The organism is Chromobacterium haemolyticum DSM 19808, from assembly GCF_000711885.1.
Taxonomy (GTDB): domain Bacteria; phylum Pseudomonadota; class Gammaproteobacteria; order Burkholderiales; family Chromobacteriaceae; genus Chromobacterium; species Chromobacterium haemolyticum.
Genome location: NZ_JONK01000026.1, coordinates 1 through 17,176, shown reverse-complemented (window position 1 = coordinate 17,176; position 17,176 = coordinate 1). Strand labels below are relative to the sequence as shown.

Below are 17,176 nucleotides of genomic sequence, written 5' to 3'. Positions count from 1 at the left end.
GAGAATAGCGCTCCAACTGGGACAGAGAACATGCCATGGAATCTATAAGCTCCAAACCCTGCCCGGCGCCGATGCGGGTCTTGATCGTGGACGATCACGACGTGCAACGCTGCGCCCTGAGCCAGGCTTTGCGCCATGTGGGAATCGAGCGCATCGATGAGGCGTGCGACGGCGCCGGCGCGCTCGAACAGCTCAAGCGGCATCGCTATGATTTGATGATCAGCGACCTCAACATGCCGGGAATGGACGGCATCCTGCTGCTGCGTCATCTGGCCGACTTGCAAGCGGTGCCGCCCATCGTGTTCAACAGCTCGCTGTCCAAGGACATGCTGATGGGCGCTTATCGCGTGGCGGCGTTTCACAATCTGCCGGTGATAGGCAGCTTGAACACCCCTTTGTCCATGGAGCAATTATGCAAGCTGTGGCAGACGGTGGCGCGGAAGCCTGCATGGGACGGCGTTACGCCGAGGTTTGATCGGCAGGAGCTGGAGCGGGCGCTGCGGCGTGGAGAAATCCTGCCCTGGTATCAGCCGCAGGCGGACCCGGGTTTGTTGAGAGTGATGGGGGTGGAGGCGCTGGCGCGCTGGCATCATCCCGAGTTGGGCTTGCTGGAGCCGTCCGCGTTTTTGCCCGGTCTGGAGCATTATGGCCTGGACGAGGACTTGTTTTTCGCTATTTTCCGCTTGGCGGCGGAAGATTATCGTCGTTGGAGCGGGCAAATGGCCTTGTCCGGTTTGAGGGTCTCGATCAACCTCACCGCCAGCCAGTTCTGTAACCCTGAACTACCGTCCAGCCTGGCCGAGGCGGCCGAAGAATTGGGCATGGCCCCGGCCTTGTTGACGCTGGAGCTGACTGAAACCCAGCGGCTCAAAAACATCTATCAGGCGCTGGAAAACGTGATACGGCTGCGCATGGCCGGTTTTCGCGTTTCCTTGGACGATGTGGGCTGCGGTTACAACGGTTTGGAATATCTGCGCGAGCTGCCGGTCAGCACGATCAAGATAGACCGCGCGCTGGTGGCCGGCGCTGCCGGCGACAGCGTGGCGAGAGAAATCCTTGAATCCACCATCCGGCTGGCCAAGGACCGCAATATCCAAGTTGTGGCGGAAGGCATTGGCGAAGAGACGGATTTGCGATTGATGCTGCGCTTGGGGGTGGATTACGTACAGGGCTATCTGCTGGGCTGGCCGATGCCGGCAGACGAAGTGCCCGAGTATTTGCGTCGACGCGGACAAGGTTAGTTCAGAGGATCAACCCGGTTTGCCGTCGGCTCGCCGCCGCCAGTAGCTGGGCATGAAAGCGCGGCCCCAGGCCGCCAGCGTCAACAGCCAGCCCATGGCCGCCGCGCCGTACAGCCAGCCGGACCAGACGCCGGGCAGCATTTCAGTGGCTACCCGGGTCAGCGCCAACCAGTGCGCGGCCAGATAGAGCCGCCACAAGCCGGGGCCGGCTTGCAAAGGCTGGCCGGAGTGGCCCAGCGTCACGCGCGACACAAAGGCGATCATCATGGTCAGAAAGAAGCCGACGGTGACGGCGTGCAACGCCGCCAGCGCCAGGCGCGGGGAAGCCAGCCAGCCGTTGAGCGCGTACAGGCCGAAAGCGATAGGCAGCCAGGCGAAAGCCAGATGTAACATGCCCAGCAGCCGCACCCGCAGCGCGGCCGCCAGCCGCCAACGCCAGCTGACATAGGCGAACAGTACGGCCAGCGCCGCGTCCAGCGGCCAACTGGGCAGGCCGAAGCCGTCCAGCAGGCCATGGCCCAGGGAGCCGGCCAGCATGGCGGCTAGCAGCCAGCCCGGCCGCCAGGGCTGATGCTGCGGCAACGCGTTGGCGGAGAAGAAGGGCAGCATGCGGTGGCAGACGGTGAGGAACACGGGCAACAGAAAACCCCACAAGGCCAGATTGCACATCCACAGCCAGGCCTGACCATCCTGAAAGATCAGCCAGTAAGCGCCGGCCAGCAACGCCAGGGTGCCGCAGAGCAGGGCGGCCAGCACCGCGCAGGCGTGGCGGCGGTCCTGCTGCGGGCTGGCCAGCAGCAGGCAAGCGAAAGTCAGCGCCAGGCCGCTGAAGCCCAGTGTGTACAAGGCGTGCCCGGTCAGCGTCCAGGCCATGCCCCGCCACAGTCCGGCCAACCACAACAGCAGCCCGCCGACCATCAGCGCCGGCACGCCGACGAAGACGATGCGGCCGGGCTGTTCCACGCCCAGCCAGCGCGGGCCGGCGGTGAAGAGAAAGCCCGTCATGAACAGCGGGAAGAAACCGAACAGCATCAGGAAGCCGTGGGCAAGCGAAGAGGGCACCGCCAGCGCGGCGTGGACGCCGAGCAGGCGGCTGACCAGTTCGGCGCTCCAGGCGGCCAACAGCAGGATGGCGAACAGCATGCCGGGGAGGAAGGCGGCGCGATGCGGCGCCTGAACCAGCATCGCCGCGGGGCGGGGGTGTTTCATCGCGAACTCGGGAAAGGCGTGGGCGCCTCAGTATCGCCGCGCCGGGGCCGGCGCGGACATGATTTGGATCAAGGCTTTCCCGGCTCAAGCCCGCTGCTGCAGCAGCTCCGATACATCGCGCACCACTTGCACCACTTCCTTGGCGCCGGCGCGGATCTCGGCGATGGAATCGCGCGCCTGTTCGGACAACTGCAGGCTGGTGTCGGCCAGGCCGCGCACCTGTTGCATGGAGGAAATGGCGGACTTGGAGTCCTCCTGGATGCTGCGCACGATGCCGGATATCTCGCCGGTGGATTGGCTGGTGCGCTCGGCCAGCTTGCGCACCTCATCGGCCACCACGGCGAAGCCGCGGCCCATCTCGCCGGCGCGCGCCGCCTCGATCGCCGCGTTCAAGGCCAAGAGATTGGTTTGGTCGGCGATCTCGCTGATGGTGCTGATGATGGTGCCGATCTGACCGGAGCTGTCGCCCAGCTTGGTGATGATGATGGAGGAGCTTTCCACGCTGGACGCCACTTTGGTGATTTCGGTGGCGGCCTGTTCCAGCACCGCGCTGCCCTTGACCGATAGTTGTTCGGTGTTGACCGAGACTTCCACCGCCGATTGAGCGTTTTCCGCCTGGGCCTGCAGTTGCTGTACCCGACGGGTGATGTCCTGGGCGAACTTGACCACCCGCACCGGCTTGCCGTTAAGGTCGTATACCGGGTTGTAAGTCGCCTCCAGCCAGATGGTTTGCCCGTTTTTGCTCAGGCGCTTGAACTGGCCCTGGAAAAACTTGCCCTGGCGCAACTGGCGCCAGAACTCCGCGTAGTCGGGGCTGGCGGCGTAGTCGGCGTCGCAGAGCATGCGGTGGTGCCTGCCGCGGATTTCAGCCAGCGTATAACCGAAGGTGTTGAGGAAATTCTCGTTGGCGTCCTGGATGTTGCCGTCCAGATCAAACTCGATCTGAGCCATGGAGCGGCTGATGGCCAGGCGGATGGCCTGATCGTTTTGCTCTCTGTGCACTTGTTCGGAGATATCGGACGCCACCTTGACCACGCCGCAGACCTGGCCGTCGCTGGACAGTATCGGTGTGTAGCTGGCTTCCAGCCAGATTTCCTCGCCGTTCTTCGCAAAGCGGCTGAAGCGGCCGTTGACCGGTTCGCCGCGCTTCAGTTTTTGCCAGAACTCGGCGTAAGCGGGACTGGATACGTAGTTCTTGTCGCAGAATATCCGATGGTGCTTGCCGATGACTTCCTCGCGCTGGTAAGCCATGGTGCGCAGGAAGTTCTCGTTGACGTTGGTGACGATGCCGTCGGGAGTGAACTGTATCATCGCCATCGAACGGTCGATGGCGGACAGCATGCCGCGCAGGTCGTCCAGCTGGCCGGTCAGCTCGTTGAGCTGCTCCTTGAGTTTTCCAGAAAAAAAGGGCATGGCTGCCTCCATAGTAATTGCCATCCAGGAGTGCCAGTGGAGCACGCCAAGCTCATTTCAAACTAATACATTCCATATCATTTGGAAGAGAAATTTATTTTTGCATGAATGTTTTATCGCTGGGCGGCGTTAGCCATGGACACGGATGAACGGTGTATCCAGCCGTGGCGTCAACAAGGTCTCGCCATTGATTAATGGCTGATTTAAGACAAATGCAAAAACCGGGCTTATCATGGGCGCGCAAGCCACCCGCCAACTCATGGAGCGCGTATGAGTGATTTATCCGCCTTTCCCATTACCCGAAAATGGCCGGCGCAATATCCGGACCGTATCCAACTGTATTCGCTGACCACGCCCAACGGAGTCAAGGCGTCCATCATGCTGGAAGAAACCGGCCTGCCTTACGAGGCGCATCTGGTCAGCTTCGACAGCAACGATCAGTTGTCGCCGGAATTCCTGTCGCTGAACCCCAATAACAAGATTCCCGCCATTCTCGATCCGGCCGGCCCGGGCGGAAAGCCGCTAGCCTTGTTCGAATCCGGCGCCATCCTGCTGTATCTGGCGGAGAAGAGCGGCCGGCTGTTGCCATCCGATCCCGCCGCGCGCTACGAGGCCATACAGTGGCTGATGTTCCAGATGGGCGGGATTGGTCCGATGTTTGGACAGGTGGGCTTCTTTCATAAGTTCGCCGGCAAGGATTACGAAGACAAACGTCCGCGCGACCGTTACGTGAACGAGGCACGCCGCCTGCTGGCGGTGCTGGATCAACGCTTGAGCGGCCGCCAGTGGGTGATGGGCGAGGAGTACGGCATCGCCGACATCGCCATCTTCCCCTGGGTGCGCAATCTGATTGGTTTTTACGAGGCCGGCGAACTGGTGTCGATTGCGGACTTCCCGCAGGTAACGCGCGTATTGGACGCCTTCCTGGCGCGGCCGGCGGTGCAGCGCGGGCTGACGATTCCTGCAAGATCGTAAGCCGTTTCCAGGGGCGTTCGCCCTCGCAAGAAAAAGCCCCTGTTTGGGGCTTTTCTCGTGTTTAGTCCACCGGGTTGACCTCGCCCGGCTGACTGGCGCGGGCGCGGATCACCTTGCCGGTGGCGCTGTTGCGCACGCGGATGATTTCGCCCTGGCGGCCGTTGCCCAGCGCCTCGCCGGCGGCGACTACCTCGATGCCGCTATGGCGCGCCACGATGCGCACTTCTTCGCCGCGCTTGACCAGCAGGCTGGCTTCCAGCGCCTTGAGCCGCAGCGGCTGGCCCTGGCGCAGCGCGGTGCGGTTGCTCAAGCCTTCCAGCTTGGTCTTGGCGCCCACCATGTCGGCCGGGTCCAGCACCGGGCGCTCCTGCCATTCTATGTCGCCGGCGTCCAGCAGGCTGCGCGCCGGGATGTCGCGCGCCGCCACCGCCACGCGGGCGCTGATCTCGGCGCGGACGATGAATTCCGCGTCCCAGCCGGCGGCGTCGCAGCGCGCCTGCAGCCGCATGCGGCTGGGCGCGCGTTCATCCAGCGCGGCGACGCGCACCGGTTCGGGGCAGGGCGGGGCGTTGAAGCCGCGCGGCGGCAGTGCTTTGACGTTGACGCGGGCCGCTTCCAGGCCGGCTTTTTCCAGTTTTTTCAGCAGCAGCGCGCGCGCGGTCTGCTCCACCGCGGCGGCGGCCGGATAGGGGGTCGCCAGCGCCGGAACGCTGGTCAGAATGAGCAGCGCAGCCAATAGCGGCGCGGCTTGATGCCGAGGGGGTGTGAAAATTCCCATTAAAGATGACTTGGTAATTATCCCGTATACGCGAGAGGGTGCGGTTATTAGTATCGCTTTTCAATCGAGCGGCCATTTAATGTGAATTAGATAGCCGATGTTTAAACATGGTAGAGAACCGCATGGGTCTAGGCAATGGGTTTGCACCTTGATAAGGCATTGAGCGTCCACCCTGCTGCCTTGCAGTTGAGGGCGGAGCGCACCCGCATTCTGGCGTCCAACATCGCCAACGAGAACACGCCCGGCTATCAGGCGCGAGACATCGACTTCAAAACAGCCTTGGCCGCTTCGGCGGACGACGCGGCGTTTCCGCTGGATTCGCCGTCCGGTGAATTGCAATACCGGCTGCCCAACCATCCCGCGCGCGACGGCAATACCGTGGAACTGGGCGTGGAGCAGGCCGAGTTCGCGCAGAACGTTTCCGAATTCCAGACCAGCCTCGCCTTCCTGAACATGAAGTTCCGCGGGCTGGCCAAAGTGATAGCAGGTCAGTAAGCCATGTCCTTTCGCGATATTTCCCGCATCGCCGGCTCCGCCATGACGGCGCAGACGGTGCGTCTCAACACGGTGGCCAGCAACCTGGCCAACGCAGATACCGCCGCCGGCAGCGAGCAGGCCGCCTATCGTTCCCGCAAGCCGGTGTTCGCCACTCAGTACCGCGGCGGCGACGGCTTCGACGGCTGGCGAGGCGCCAGCGTGGGGGTGTTGGACGTGGTGCAGAACCAGGAGCCGGTGCGCAAGGCGCACGAACCGGGCAATCCGCTGGCCGACGCCGACGGCAATGTTTTCTATTCCAATGTGAACGCGGTGGAAGAGATGACCGACATGCTGTCGGCCTCGCGCGCGTTCCAGACCAATGTGGAAGTGCTGGCCCGAGTCAAGGGCATGCAGCAGGACCTGCTGAAACTGGGAGACAACGCATGAGCGTGAACGCCGCGCAAAACGGACAGCAGAACCAGTCCGCCGCCTCCAACGGCGCCAATCCTCCGGGCGTGGCGCCGGCCGCCGGACAAAATCCCGGCATGGACGATATGTTCATGAAGCTGCTGCTGGCTCAGATCCAGAACCAGAACCCGCTGGACCCCACCGACGCTTCGCAGTTCGTCAGCCAACTGGCGCAGATGAGCCAGATGAAGAGCTCCGCCGACATGCTCAAGCAACTGCAGGGCAACGCGCTGATGTTGCGCGAGCTGCAGGGCGTGTCGCTGGGCTCGCAAGTGGGACGCCAGGTGCTGGTGCAGGCCGATCAGGCGCACCTGAGCGGCAAGGACGCCTTGTCCGGCCGCGTGACCCTGTCCGGCGAAGAGCAGCAGGTGTCGCTGGTGCTGACCGATGCGGGGGGCAAGGAGACCGTGATCGAGCTGGGCAAGCGTCCTGCAGGCGAGTTCGATTTCAGCGTGGACCCAAGCAAGCACGGCCTGGTGGACGGCGATTACAAACTGGAAGTGCGCACTGCGTCCAAGTCCAAGGCCGGGCTTGAAATGCAGGCTACCGTGTCCGGCGTGCGCCTGCCCATCAACGGCGGCGAGCCTACGCTGACACTGGCCGGCCTGGGCGAATTCCCCGCTTCCGCCATTACTCGTTTGCTGGGCAAGACCCAGGCCTGAAGCGCCGATTCAAGACACCTAAAACTTTGGAGCGACCATGAGTTTCGACATTGCTTTGTCCGGCATCAACGCCGTCAACAACCAACTGGGCAATATCAGTAACAACATCGCCAACACCGGCACCTACGGCTTCAAGTCCAGCCGCACCAGTTTTTCCGCGGCCTACGCCGGCGCGCAGCCGATGGGGGTGGAAGTGGTCGGCCACAGTCAGAACATGGCGCGCAACGGCAACACCGTGCGCACCGGCCGTCCGTTGGACGCCGCCATCGACGGCCGCGGCTTCTTCGTCAGCCGCGATCTGAACGGCGGCATGGCTTATTCGCGCGTCGGCATCTTCACCGCGGACAAGGATGGCTACCTGGTGGACGGATTCAACCGTCGCGTACAGGGCTACGGCAAGGCCGACGGCAATGCGCTGGGCGCCTTTGGGGACATCAAGATCCCCAACGGCAACATCCCGGCCAAGGCCAGCGACAAGCTGCAATACGTCGGCAATATGTCGGCCGGTTGGAGTGTGCAGACCGTGCCGTTCGACAAGTCGCAGAACACCTTCAACAGCTCGGCGGTGTCCACGGTTTACGATTCCCTGGGCAATAAGCTCAACCTGACCCAGTACTTCTGCAAGACCGGGCCGAACACCATCACCGTGCACTACACGCTGGACGGCAAGGATCAGCCCACCACCGCAACGCTCACATTCGACACCGACGGCAAGCTGACCAGCCCCACCGCGCCGGTGGCGCTGGACCTGGGGACGCCTCCCGGCGCCTCCCCGCTGGCGGTGAACCTGGATTACACCGGCACCACCCAGTTTGCCGGCGAAAGCAGCCAGACCCTGAACGCCAGCAACGGCTACGCGTCCGGCTCGATGACTGGCACCAGCCTGAACGACAACGGCGACGTGGTGGCGGCTTACAGCAACGGCCAGAAGCAGGTGGTGGGCACCTTGGCCATCGCCAACTTCCCTAACGAATCCGCGCTGCAAGCCACCTCGCAGACCAGCTGGGTGGAAACCGCCGGCTCCGGCACCGCGGTCTACTCGCGCCCGGGCGCAGGCCTGTCCGGCAATTTGCTGGCTTTCACCCTGGAGCAGTCCAATGTGGACATGACCTCCGAACTGGTGGATCTGATGACCGCGCAGCGCAATTACCAGGCCAACACCAAGGTGATTTCCACCGAAAACCAGACCATTCAGGCGCTGATGCAGGCGGTGTAAGGCGGAGCAAGAGTAAATGGACGCACTGATCTACACCGCGATGAGCGGCGCCGACCGCATGCTCAAGGCGCAGCAGATTCACGCCAACAATATCGCCAACGCCGAAACCGGCGGTTTCCGAGCCGACATCGGCGTCAGCACCAGTCAGACCGTGCCCGGCTACGGCTACGACGCCCGTCACCTGAGCCAGAACGGCGCCAACGCGGTGGATGTGCGCAGCGGCGCGGTGGTGGAGACGGGGCGCGATCTGGACGTGGCGGTGAAGGGCGACGGTTTCTTCGCCGTGCAGGGGCCGGACGGCAACGAGGCCTACACCCGCGCCGGCGCCATGGTGGCGGATGTGGACGGCAAGTTGAGCGTCAACGGCCATCCGGTGCTGGGCGACGGCGGGCAGATTACCTTGCCGCCGGACTACGTCAAGTTGCACATAGGCAGCGACGGCGTGATCTCGGTACTGGCCGCCGGCGAAAGCGAAATGCAGCCCATAGACAAGCTCAAGCTGGTCAAGCCGCTGCCGCAGGACATCGCCAAGGACGCCAACGGCCTGGTGGTCAGCCGCCAGGGTGGCGCGCTGGCCGCCGACGACACCGTCAAGGTGCAGGGCGAGCATCTGGAGCGCAGCAATGTGTCCGCGGTGGAGGAGATGGTGGCCACCATGACGCTGAACCGCAATTTTGAAATGCAGATGCGCTTGTTCAACTCCGCCAGCGACATGGTGGAGGCGGGCAACCGCCTGGTGCGCGCCTGATCCGGCATTCCAATAACAGCGCCGCGGCCAAGGCCGACGGGGCAAACCATCGGGGAATCGAAACATGAATCCAGCAATGTGGGTGAGCAAGACCGGCATTCAGGCGCAGGACGCGCGTCTGACCGCCATCGCCAACAACCTCGCCAACGTCAACACCGTCGGCTTCAAGCGCGACCGCATGGTGTTCGAAGACCTGTTCTACCAAGTGGACCGTCAGCCGGGCGGCAAGACCGACCAAGACAACACCGCGCCGCTGGGCGTGCAGCTGGGTAACGGCACCCGCTTGGTGGGCACTCAAAAAGTGTTTACCCCGGGCTCGCTGACCACAACCAATCAGTCCTTGGATCTGGCCATCGTCGGTCAGGGCTTTTTGCAAGTGAAAATGAGCAACGGCGAAACCGGCTACACCCGCGCCGGCCAGCTGCAGCGCAACGACCAGGGCGCCATCGTCACCCCGCAGGGCCTGCCGCTGGAGCCGTCCATCACCATCCCGGCCGACGCCTCCTCGGTGACCATCAGCGAAACCGGCGCCGTCAGCTACACCCGCGGTAGCGGCAGCACGCTGGAAACCGCTGGTCAGATCGAACTGGCCAGCTTCGTCAATCCGGCCGGCCTGTTGGCGCTGGGCGATAACCTGTTCCAGAAAACCGCCGCCAGTGGCGAAGCCACCACCGACGCGCCGGGCTCCGGCTCCTTGGGCAAGCTCAAGCAGGGTTCGCTGGAGGGTTCCAACGTCCAGGTGGTGGAGGAAATGGTGGACATGATCGCCGCGCAGCGCACTTACGAGATGAACACCAAGGTGCTGAGCGCCGCCGACAATATGATGCAGTACCTGGCGCAGTCGGCCCGATGAAGCTGCTGGCCCTGAGCTTGTTCGCGCTGCTGCTGGCCGGCTGCGCGCAGCCGATCCCGCCGCGGACCACGCAGGAATTCGCCTTGCCGGAATTGCTGCAGCAGCCGCAGCGCGGCAAGGGCGGCGGCGTGTTTACCGTGGCGGGCGCGCAATCGCTGACTTCGGACAGCCGGGCTTTCCGTCCCGGCGACGTGCTGACCGTGGTGCTGGAAGAAACCACTCAGGCCAGCAAGAAGGCCGGCACCAGCTTCGGCAAGAAATCCGGTGCCAACATCGCACCGTCGCTGCTGGGCAATACCACCTTCCGCGCGCAAGTAGGCGTGGACGCCGGCCGCGACTTCAACGGCTCCTCCACCTCTACTCAGCAGAACATGTTGTCCGGCGCGCTGACCGTAGTCGTGCACAAGGTGCTGGGCAACGGTCTGCTGGAAGTGAAGGGCGAAAAGCAGCTGGTGCTGAACCAGGGCGAGGAATTCCTGCGTCTGGCCGGCTATGTGCGGGTGGAAGACATAGACACCGACAACCGCGTGTCCTCGCTGCGCATCGCCAACGCCCGCATCGGCTATTCCGGGCGCGGAGCCTTGTCGGACGCCAACGAGCCCGGCTGGTTGATGAAGTTCTTCGCCAGCCCGCTGATGCCGTTCTGAGTGGCGGGGCGGCGAGCAGCCCGGGCGGGACAACAGGCGGGCGCTGACAGGCGTCCGCCGTTCGCGTGTGCGGCCCTTGGGGCGAGCATGCGCAATCACAGAATCATTCAGGGCGGATCATGCACGGTTTTATCAAGCAAATAATGGGATGGACGCTGCTGCTGACGGCGACGCTGGCGACGGCGCAGCCCTTGCGCAATCTGGTGACGGTGGAGGGCATCCGCGAAAACCAGTTGATCGGCTACGGCATCGTGGTGGGTCTGGACGGCACCGGCGACAACTCCCAGGTCAAATTCTCCGGCCAATCCGTGGCCAATATGCTCAAGCAGTTCGGCCTGAAAATGCCGGAACGCACCGATACCAAGGTCAAGAACGTGGCGGCGGTGATGGTTAGCGCCAGCCTGCCGCCGGGCTATGGGCGCGGCCAGACCATAGACGTCACCGTATCCTCGCTAGGCGACGCCAAGAGCCTGCGCGGCGGCACCTTGCTGCTGACCCAACTGAAGGCGGCCAACGGTGAAATCTACGCCTTGGCCCAGGGCAATGTGGTGGTGGGCGGCGTGTCCGCCCAGGGCAAGAGCGGTTCCAGCGTCACCGTCAACACGCCCACCTCCGGCCGCGTCCCCAACGGCGCGTCGATCGAACGCGAAATTCCCAGCGATTTCGAAGAAGGCGACAGCGTGCGTCTCAGCCTGCGCCGGCCTAATTTCGAAACCGCCACCAATATCGTCAAGGCCATCAACGCCAGCTTCGGCCGGGTGGCCAGCACGCGCAACGCCACCACCATCCAGGTGCGCGCGCCGCTGGATCCCACCGAGCGCGTCGCCTTCGTCGCGCGGCTGGAACGAGTGAACGTCGGCGTGGGCAGCGAAGTGCCGCGAGTGGTGTTCAACTCGCGTACCGGCACCGTGGTGATCAGCCAGGGCGTCACCGTGCGTCCGGCGGCGGTGTCCCACGGCAGCCTGCGCGTGGTGATCTCGGAAAGCCCCAGCGTCAGCCAGCCCGGACCGTTCAGCAACGGCCAGACCACGACCGTGCCCAACTCCACCGTCAACGTGGATCAAGGCTCCGGCCGCATGTTCCAGTGGCCGGCCGGCGCCAGCCTGCGTGCCATCATCGACACCGTGAACAGCACCGGCGCCACGCCGGACGACATCATGGCGATACTGCAAGCGCTGGATCAGGCCGGCGCAATCGACGGCGAACTGGTGGTGATCTGATGGAAAGCAACAAAATACAAGCCGCGCTGGCGATGCCGGCCGACGCCAAGGACGAGCCGGCGGTGCAGCCGGCCTCGCCGGAATATCGTCGCAAGGCCGGCGCCGCAGCGGAGCAATTCGAGGCCCAGTTTGTCCGCGAGATGTTCAAGCAGATCCGCAAAACCACGCGCGAGATCGCCGGCGAAGACAGCATCTTCGCCAACTCCATCAACGGCGACATGATGGATTTCGCCGACGGCGCGGTGGCGGACCAGTTGGCTAAACAGCGAGTGTTCGGCGTGGCCAACGCCATCCTGCGGCAACTGCTGCCGGAGCAGGGCGGCAATATTCACCTTAAGAACGGCGGCGCGCCGGTCGCAAGCGATAAACAGATCCCCGGCCCGCTGCCGGACGCGCAGGGCCTGGCCGCTTTCGCTCCGCCCCTGCTGCCGCTGAATAAAAGGTAAGAACCGCCATGCGCATGATAGACAACGCGCTGACCGGCGCCGTCGCCTCCCAGGCCGCGCTGAACGCCGTCAGCCAGAACATCGCCAACCAGATGACCCCGGGCTACTCGCGTCAGGGCGTGGTCTTGACCGCGCTGATGCCCGGCAGCGGCGACCCATACAGCGCCGGCTCCGGCGTGGTGGTCAACGCGGTGCGCCGCTTCAACGACGATTTCAAGAACCTGCAACTTTGGCAGGCGGCTTCCAATCAGGGCGAGCTGGTGGCGCAGAATCCTTACTTCGGCCAGTTGGAGCAGGTGATGGGCCGCGACGGCAGCAGCCTGTCCGCCGGCTTTGATCAGTTTTTTCAGGCGCTCAGCGCCGCCAGCCTGTCAGGCGACGCGATGCGCGACCCGGTGATCCGAAGCGCCGAAGCCTTGGCTCAGCGTTTCAACAATCTGGATAAAGTGTTCGGCTCGCAACTGGCCGCCATCGCTGAGCAACGCTCCGCCACGGTCACGCAGATCAACAGTTCAACGTCCAATATCGCCGATCTCAACGCCAAGATCGCGGCCGGCAAGGCCGTCGGTACCAATACCTCCGGCTTGGAGGATGAGCGCGACCGTCAGATCGATGCGCTGTCGACTCTGGTGGAAGTGCGGGTGGTGTCGCAGCCGGACGGCAGCAAAAACGTCAGCCTGAAGAGCGGCCTGCCGCTGGTGGCGGACACCCAGGCGGCCACGTTGAGCAATACCAGCCAGCCGGACGGCAGCCAAGTGCTGACGCTGAACTTCGCCAAGGACAAATACACCCTGGCCGGCGACGGCCTCGGCGGCCAGCTGGGCGGGCTGAATCAATACGAGCTGCAGACGGTGCGCCCGATGCGCGCCCAGGTGAAAACCCTGGCCAGCGAAGTGGCTCAGCGCATCAACGACCAGTTGGCGCTGGGCTACGACAGCAACGGCCAACCGGGTAAGCCGCTATTCGTCTACGACGCTTCCGGCGTCAACGGCATTTTGAAAACCAGCGGCATCACCTCCGTCGAATTGGGCTTCTCCGGCGATCCGGCCAAGCCCGGCGACAATAGCAACCTGCTGGCGGTGATCGGACTGCAACAGCAAAAGATCACCATGCCCGGCGTCGGCGCCGTCACCATTGGCGACGCTTACTCGCAAATGGTGGGCAAGTTGGCGGTTAGCAGCAAACAGAACAAATCCGGTCTGGAAAGCGCCAAGGTGATCCGCGCCGAAGCGGAAAAGAGTTGGCACAATACCAGCGGCGTCAATCGCGATGAAGAGGCGATGAACCTGCTGGAGTTCCAGAAAATGTACCAGGCCAATATGAAGGTGATCAGCGTGGCGAACCAGCTGTTCGAAAGCACCTTGTCCATCTTGTAAGGAAGACAGCATGCGCGTTTCCAGCAATCAATACCTGTCCACCATGCAATTGGCGATGCAGACCAGCAACTCCGCGCTGGCCGAGTTGCTGCAGCGCATGTCCAGCGGCGATCGGCTGCTGGCCCCGTCGGACGACCCCATCGCCAGCGTGCGCCTGTTGCGCTTGCAGCGTGAAGAAGCCGCGCTGGACCAGTATCAGCAAAACATCGGCGCGCTCAGCTCCGCGCTGTCCAAGAACGAATCCATCCTGGATAGCATTAGCCTGGACATCCGCGACGCCAAGGACCTGCTGACCGCGGCCGCCAACAACCCGCCGGAGGACGATCTCAAGGCGATGGCGACGCCGCTGCGCAGCCTGCGCGAAAGCCTGTTCTACTCGGCTAATACCAAGGATGCCGAAGGCCGCTACATGTTCTCCGGCTCCAAGCCGGCTGTGGCGGCCCTCGCTTACGACGAGACTAAGCCGGCGGGCAGCCGCTACAGCTTTACCGGCAACACGGATAAGCAGCAAGTGGTGGTGGGCGACGGCATTACCCAAGCCTCTAACGTCACCCTGGAAAACATGGCGGACATCCTCAATCAGCTGGACAAAACCATAAGCCGGCTGGAAGACCCCGCGCTGGACAATAAGGATCCAACCGTCGCCGCTTACATCCGCAGCGCGATGAACGCCAGCGACAAGGCGCTGGAAGGCATCTCCAGCAAGATCGCCCAACTGGGCGGCACGCAGAACATCATGAAAACGCTGGCGCTCAATCACGATAACGTCAGCCTGTCCAATAAACAGACCATGACCAAGTTGGGCAGCCTGGATTACGCCGACGCTTTCATTCAAATGAACGGCTACACCATGGCGCTGCAAGCCAGCCAAAAAGCCTATGGCCGCGTCAGCCAGTTGTCTTTGTTTGACGTGATTTGATCGAGAGCGGCATGAACACTCCGATTTCCTCCGTCAACGTCAAACAAAGCGGCAAACGCTGGGGCAAGGACGCCGGCGCGGTTGCCGCCGCCAGCGTGATTGAACGCGCGCCCGCGTCGCAGGCGCAACCGGCCGCGCAAGTGCGCGGCGCACCGGCCTCGGGTTGGCGCTATAGCGCTCAGCTCAACGAGCAGCTGACCTCGGCGCAGCAGGCATTGTCCTTTGTCGATGGTCTGATCGATCAGCTGGAAGGCGTTAAGTCCGGGCTCAGCCGCGAACTGACTCAGCGCCAGCTGAATCAAGGCGATTTGCAGCGCCAGTTGGAGCAACTCAACGAACAGTGGCGCAAGCGCCAGACCGTTAGCGGCGGCAGCCTGGACGGACAGTTGCGCTTCCATCTGGCCGCCGACGCGCGCCAGAGCTTCACCGTCAAAGGCTTGGAACTAGCGGCCTTGTCCGGCGGGCAAGCGGAAACCCTGGTCTTCTCCACCGGAGAGTCCGGTGTAGCACCGGCGTCGGTGCAAGTGGGCGGAGCGTCCGGCGAAGAAGATATTCTGCGTCGCTTCAATCGCGGTCTCGCCGCCAGCGGCGTGCGCGCTGAGCTGAATGAAGATGGGCAACTGGCGTTCAGTGTGCCGGAATCGCAATGGGAGGCGCTCAGCGAGCGCATGACCGTGCGCGGCGGGGGCATTCGTTTCCCCGGCGGCATTCCGCAGCGGCTTAAACTACAGCCCGAGGCCGAGGCTTTTCAGCCGGAGCGCTGGAAGGTAAACGATCACGCCCAAGTGCGTCAGGCTTTGCAAAGCGTGGTGCGCTCCATCGGCCAACTACAGCAAACCCGCGCGGCCATCAATGGCGCGATCGCAGAGGCGCAACACTCCATCGAGCAGTTGTCGCATATGAATGAACAGAGCTGGGCTAGCCAGTTCGTTTCCGACTTCAACGCCCGTCTGAATCAGCCGGATGGATATCGCAACTTCTATGAGTTGGTGCCGGCCCTGATCGGCGTCAGCCGCTACCGGGTGGTGTCCCTGTTGTCGCTGAGCTAGGGGAGCGTTTCATGTCCGCCGCGCTTGGCAATATATAGAGGCGATGCCCGGCGGACAGCGCGCGTTCCAAGGGCGCCGGCGATTGCCGGGGGCATTGACTCCGGTTCGCGATCTTCACACAATCAGCCATTCCCACCTCAAGAACGGGTTGGCCATTCATGACTTCCCGCGGTAACAAGCCGGCTCGGCGCGTAGAGGTAGGGGGCCGCAGCGTCTATCTTCACAGCGTGCCCCGCCACTCCCTGCAAGACCTCTACCATTTCTGCATGACCATCAGCTGGCCGCGCTTCTATCTTTTCATCGCCGCTGCTTTCATCGCGCTGAATCTATTGTTCGCCGGCCTCTACCAGGCGAAGGCGGGCGGCATCGCTAATCAATATCCGCCGGGTTTCCTTGGCGCCTTCTTCTTTAGTGTCGAAACGCTGGCCACTGTGGGCTATGGCGATATGCATCCGCAAAGCCTGTACGCCCACTGGGTTTCGATGCTGGAAATCTTCATTGGCATGATGAGCATCGCGCTGATCACCGGCGTCACCTTCGCCCGCTTTTCGCGGCCCAGGGCGCGTATCGTTTTTACCCATAGTCCAGTTGTGCGCTTGTTGGACGGCAAACCCGCGCTGATGCTGCGCGCGGCCAATGCCAGAAATAATGTGATCATCGACGCCAGCGCCCGCTTGCGCTTGTTGCAGCATGAAGTCAGCGCAGAAGGCGTGAGCTTCCGCAAGCTTCATGACTTGGAGCTGGTGCGAGACGAGCATCCTATGTTCGTGCTCGGCTGGACGTTGGTGCACAAGCTGGAGGAGGGGAGTCCCTTATATGGGCACGACGCCGAATCGTTGGCGGCTGTTCGCGCGCAGCTGATTCTGTCCATCAACGGGATCGACGAAACTACCGTCCAACCGATGGTGGCGCGCCATACCTTTTCGCATCAGGACATCCGCTGGAACCATGCTTTCGCCGATCTGATCTATACCGACGCGGAAGAAAACGATCATGTTGACTACCAGAAGCTGCAGGAAGTGAGGCCGCTGCCGCCGGGTTCCGACCGGTTTGGCTCAGGCTGAGCGCTTGCAGTTGTTGGCGGTGTTATTGAGATTCAATGACTTAGCTGAAAGCGGTGGTTTTTTGTGTAGAAAGGTGTTGACGGGTTTAGGGGCGTGACGTATAGTTCGCCTCCTCAGCAGACAACGCAGCGACGGAAACGAAACGCAGCGGTCCGCACCGATCTTTAACAGAACGAATAACCGATAGGTGTAAGTGCTCGGTCGATGACCAAACACTTGCACTGCAAGACGAGAAATGTCTCGATGTTTCTTTGATCTTGCGTGCCAGAAAATTTGCTTGGAATTGAACTGAAGAGTTTGATCCTGGCTCAGATTGAACGCTGGCGGCATGCTTTACACATGCAAGTCGAACGGTAACAGGGTGCTTGCACCGCTGACGAGTGGCGAACGGGTGAGTAATGCATCGGAATGTACC

General features: G+C 62.7%; 18 protein-coding genes and 1 rRNA gene. 16 read left to right on the top strand and 3 right to left on the bottom strand.

Going from position 1 to position 17,176, the window contains the following annotated elements:
* Positions 1-35: 35 nt before the first annotated feature.
* On the top strand, positions 36-1,241 hold the full coding sequence (locus tag BR71_RS14575; protein ID WP_081862680.1) for an EAL domain-containing response regulator: 1,206 nt from the start codon (positions 36-38) through the stop codon (positions 1,239-1,241).
* 9 nt (positions 1,242-1,250) lie between these two features.
* On the opposite strand, the gene BR71_RS14570 is transcribed toward BR71_RS14575, so the two are convergent.
* Both BR71_RS14570 and BR71_RS14565 read right to left on the bottom strand, forming a co-directional pair.
* The gene (locus tag BR71_RS14570; RefSeq protein ID WP_052370599.1) at positions 1,251-2,450 is read right to left on the bottom strand and encodes an NnrS family protein; all 1,200 of its coding nucleotides are present in this window, start codon (positions 2,448-2,450) and stop codon (positions 1,251-1,253) included.
* 84 nt (positions 2,451-2,534) lie between these two features.
* The gene (locus BR71_RS14565) at positions 2,535-3,863 is read right to left on the bottom strand and encodes a methyl-accepting chemotaxis protein (RefSeq protein ID WP_043639012.1); all 1,329 of its coding nucleotides are present in this window, start codon (positions 3,861-3,863) and stop codon (positions 2,535-2,537) included.
* A gap of 270 nt (positions 3,864-4,133) precedes the next feature.
* Here BR71_RS14565 and BR71_RS14560 point away from each other — a divergent pair, with 270 nt between their 5' ends.
* Complete coding sequence (locus BR71_RS14560) at positions 4,134-4,838, top strand: glutathione S-transferase N-terminal domain-containing protein (protein ID WP_043638908.1); 705 nt, start codon at positions 4,134-4,136, stop codon at positions 4,836-4,838.
* Positions 4,839-4,899: 61 nt separating this feature from the next.
* On the opposite strand, the gene flgA is transcribed toward BR71_RS14560, so the two are convergent.
* Positions 4,900-5,616 carry a flagellar basal body P-ring formation chaperone FlgA gene (gene flgA, locus BR71_RS14555; RefSeq protein WP_052370597.1) on the bottom strand — a complete coding sequence of 239 codons (717 nt, stop codon included), beginning with the start codon at positions 5,614-5,616 and terminating at the stop codon, positions 4,900-4,902.
* Between the two features lie 135 nt (positions 5,617-5,751).
* On the opposite strand from flgA, the gene flgB reads away from it, so the two are divergent.
* The 14 genes from flgB to BR71_RS14485 all read left to right on the top strand — a co-directional run.
* Entirely contained in the window at positions 5,752-6,111 is a 360-nt protein-coding gene (gene flgB, locus BR71_RS14550; RefSeq protein WP_039755772.1) for a flagellar basal body rod protein FlgB, read from the top strand.
* A gap of 3 nt (positions 6,112-6,114) precedes the next feature.
* Positions 6,115-6,540: a flagellar basal body rod protein FlgC gene (gene flgC / locus BR71_RS14545; protein ID WP_019102950.1), complete on the top strand. Its 426-nt coding sequence runs from the start codon at positions 6,115-6,117 to the stop codon at positions 6,538-6,540.
* On the top strand, positions 6,537-7,223 hold the full coding sequence (locus BR71_RS14540) for a flagellar hook capping FlgD N-terminal domain-containing protein (RefSeq protein ID WP_043638905.1): 687 nt from the start codon (positions 6,537-6,539) through the stop codon (positions 7,221-7,223). Before flgC ends, BR71_RS14540 begins: the two co-directional genes overlap by 4 nt.
* Positions 7,224-7,260: 37 nt before the next feature.
* Positions 7,261-8,439 (top strand): flagellar hook protein FlgE, encoded by a 1,179-nt coding sequence (locus BR71_RS14535; RefSeq protein WP_043638901.1) that lies wholly within the window; start codon positions 7,261-7,263, stop codon positions 8,437-8,439.
* Between the two features lie 16 nt (positions 8,440-8,455).
* On the top strand, positions 8,456-9,187 hold the full coding sequence (locus BR71_RS14530; RefSeq protein WP_043638898.1) for a flagellar basal body rod protein FlgF: 732 nt from the start codon (positions 8,456-8,458) through the stop codon (positions 9,185-9,187).
* A gap of 64 nt (positions 9,188-9,251) precedes the next feature.
* Positions 9,252-10,040 carry a flagellar basal-body rod protein FlgG gene (gene flgG, locus BR71_RS14525; RefSeq protein WP_081862679.1) on the top strand — a complete coding sequence of 263 codons (789 nt, stop codon included), beginning with the start codon at positions 9,252-9,254 and terminating at the stop codon, positions 10,038-10,040.
* Entirely contained in the window at positions 10,037-10,687 is a 651-nt protein-coding gene (flgH, locus tag BR71_RS14520; RefSeq protein WP_043638891.1) for a flagellar basal body L-ring protein FlgH, read from the top strand. The genes flgG and flgH overlap by 4 nt, the downstream gene beginning before the upstream one ends.
* Before the next feature lie 119 nt (positions 10,688-10,806).
* Positions 10,807-11,907 (top strand): flagellar basal body P-ring protein FlgI, encoded by a 1,101-nt coding sequence (locus tag BR71_RS14515; RefSeq protein WP_208854882.1) that lies wholly within the window; start codon positions 10,807-10,809, stop codon positions 11,905-11,907.
* Positions 11,907-12,353: a hypothetical protein gene (locus BR71_RS14510; RefSeq protein WP_043594405.1), complete on the top strand. Its 447-nt coding sequence runs from the start codon at positions 11,907-11,909 to the stop codon at positions 12,351-12,353. Before BR71_RS14515 ends, BR71_RS14510 begins: the two co-directional genes overlap by 1 nt.
* A gap of 8 nt (positions 12,354-12,361) precedes the next feature.
* Positions 12,362-13,729 carry a flagellar hook-associated protein FlgK gene (gene flgK / locus BR71_RS14505; protein WP_043638888.1) on the top strand — a complete coding sequence of 456 codons (1,368 nt, stop codon included), beginning with the start codon at positions 12,362-12,364 and terminating at the stop codon, positions 13,727-13,729.
* A gap of 10 nt (positions 13,730-13,739) precedes the next feature.
* Positions 13,740-14,648, top strand: coding sequence for a flagellar hook-associated protein FlgL (gene flgL / locus BR71_RS14500; RefSeq protein ID WP_043638884.1), 909 nt, complete (start codon positions 13,740-13,742; stop codon positions 14,646-14,648).
* Between the two features lie 11 nt (positions 14,649-14,659).
* The gene (locus tag BR71_RS14495; protein WP_043638881.1) at positions 14,660-15,697 is read left to right on the top strand and encodes a hypothetical protein; all 1,038 of its coding nucleotides are present in this window, start codon (positions 14,660-14,662) and stop codon (positions 15,695-15,697) included.
* A 158-nt stretch (positions 15,698-15,855) separates the two neighbouring features.
* Positions 15,856-16,761, top strand: a complete 906-nt coding sequence (locus tag BR71_RS14490) for an ion channel (protein WP_043638877.1) — start codon at positions 15,856-15,858, stop codon at positions 16,759-16,761.
* Positions 16,762-17,046: 285 nt separating this feature from the next.
* Positions 17,047-17,176: ribosomal RNA gene (locus BR71_RS14485) — 16S ribosomal RNA — on the top strand; the annotation flags it as partial.

Excerpts from the sequence above, each read along its gene's own strand:
- BR71_RS14575 (WP_081862680.1), top strand. The coding sequence starts at position 36 with ATGGAATCTATAAGCTCCAAACCCTGCCCGGCGCCGATGCGGGTCTTG.
- BR71_RS14570 (WP_052370599.1), bottom strand. The coding sequence starts at position 2,450 with ATGAAACACCCCCGCCCCGCGGCGATGCTGGTTCAGGCGCCGCATCGC.
- BR71_RS14565 (WP_043639012.1), bottom strand. The coding sequence starts at position 3,863 with ATGCCCTTTTTTTCTGGAAAACTCAAGGAGCAGCTCAACGAGCTGACC.
- BR71_RS14560 (WP_043638908.1), top strand. The coding sequence starts at position 4,134 with ATGAGTGATTTATCCGCCTTTCCCATTACCCGAAAATGGCCGGCGCAA.
- flgA (WP_052370597.1), bottom strand. The coding sequence starts at position 5,616 with ATGGGAATTTTCACACCCCCTCGGCATCAAGCCGCGCCGCTATTGGCT.
- flgB (WP_039755772.1), top strand. The coding sequence starts at position 5,752 with ATGGGTTTGCACCTTGATAAGGCATTGAGCGTCCACCCTGCTGCCTTG.
- flgC (WP_019102950.1), top strand. The coding sequence starts at position 6,115 with ATGTCCTTTCGCGATATTTCCCGCATCGCCGGCTCCGCCATGACGGCG.
- BR71_RS14540 (WP_043638905.1), top strand. The coding sequence starts at position 6,537 with ATGAGCGTGAACGCCGCGCAAAACGGACAGCAGAACCAGTCCGCCGCC.
- BR71_RS14535 (WP_043638901.1), top strand. The coding sequence starts at position 7,261 with ATGAGTTTCGACATTGCTTTGTCCGGCATCAACGCCGTCAACAACCAA.
- BR71_RS14530 (WP_043638898.1), top strand. The coding sequence starts at position 8,456 with ATGGACGCACTGATCTACACCGCGATGAGCGGCGCCGACCGCATGCTC.
- flgG (WP_081862679.1), top strand. The coding sequence starts at position 9,252 with ATGAATCCAGCAATGTGGGTGAGCAAGACCGGCATTCAGGCGCAGGAC.
- flgH (WP_043638891.1), top strand. The coding sequence starts at position 10,037 with ATGAAGCTGCTGGCCCTGAGCTTGTTCGCGCTGCTGCTGGCCGGCTGC.
- BR71_RS14515 (WP_208854882.1), top strand. The coding sequence starts at position 10,807 with ATGCACGGTTTTATCAAGCAAATAATGGGATGGACGCTGCTGCTGACG.
- BR71_RS14510 (WP_043594405.1), top strand. The coding sequence starts at position 11,907 with ATGGAAAGCAACAAAATACAAGCCGCGCTGGCGATGCCGGCCGACGCC.
- flgK (WP_043638888.1), top strand. The coding sequence starts at position 12,362 with ATGCGCATGATAGACAACGCGCTGACCGGCGCCGTCGCCTCCCAGGCC.
- flgL (WP_043638884.1), top strand. The coding sequence starts at position 13,740 with ATGCGCGTTTCCAGCAATCAATACCTGTCCACCATGCAATTGGCGATG.
- BR71_RS14495 (WP_043638881.1), top strand. The coding sequence starts at position 14,660 with ATGAACACTCCGATTTCCTCCGTCAACGTCAAACAAAGCGGCAAACGC.
- BR71_RS14490 (WP_043638877.1), top strand. The coding sequence starts at position 15,856 with ATGACTTCCCGCGGTAACAAGCCGGCTCGGCGCGTAGAGGTAGGGGGC.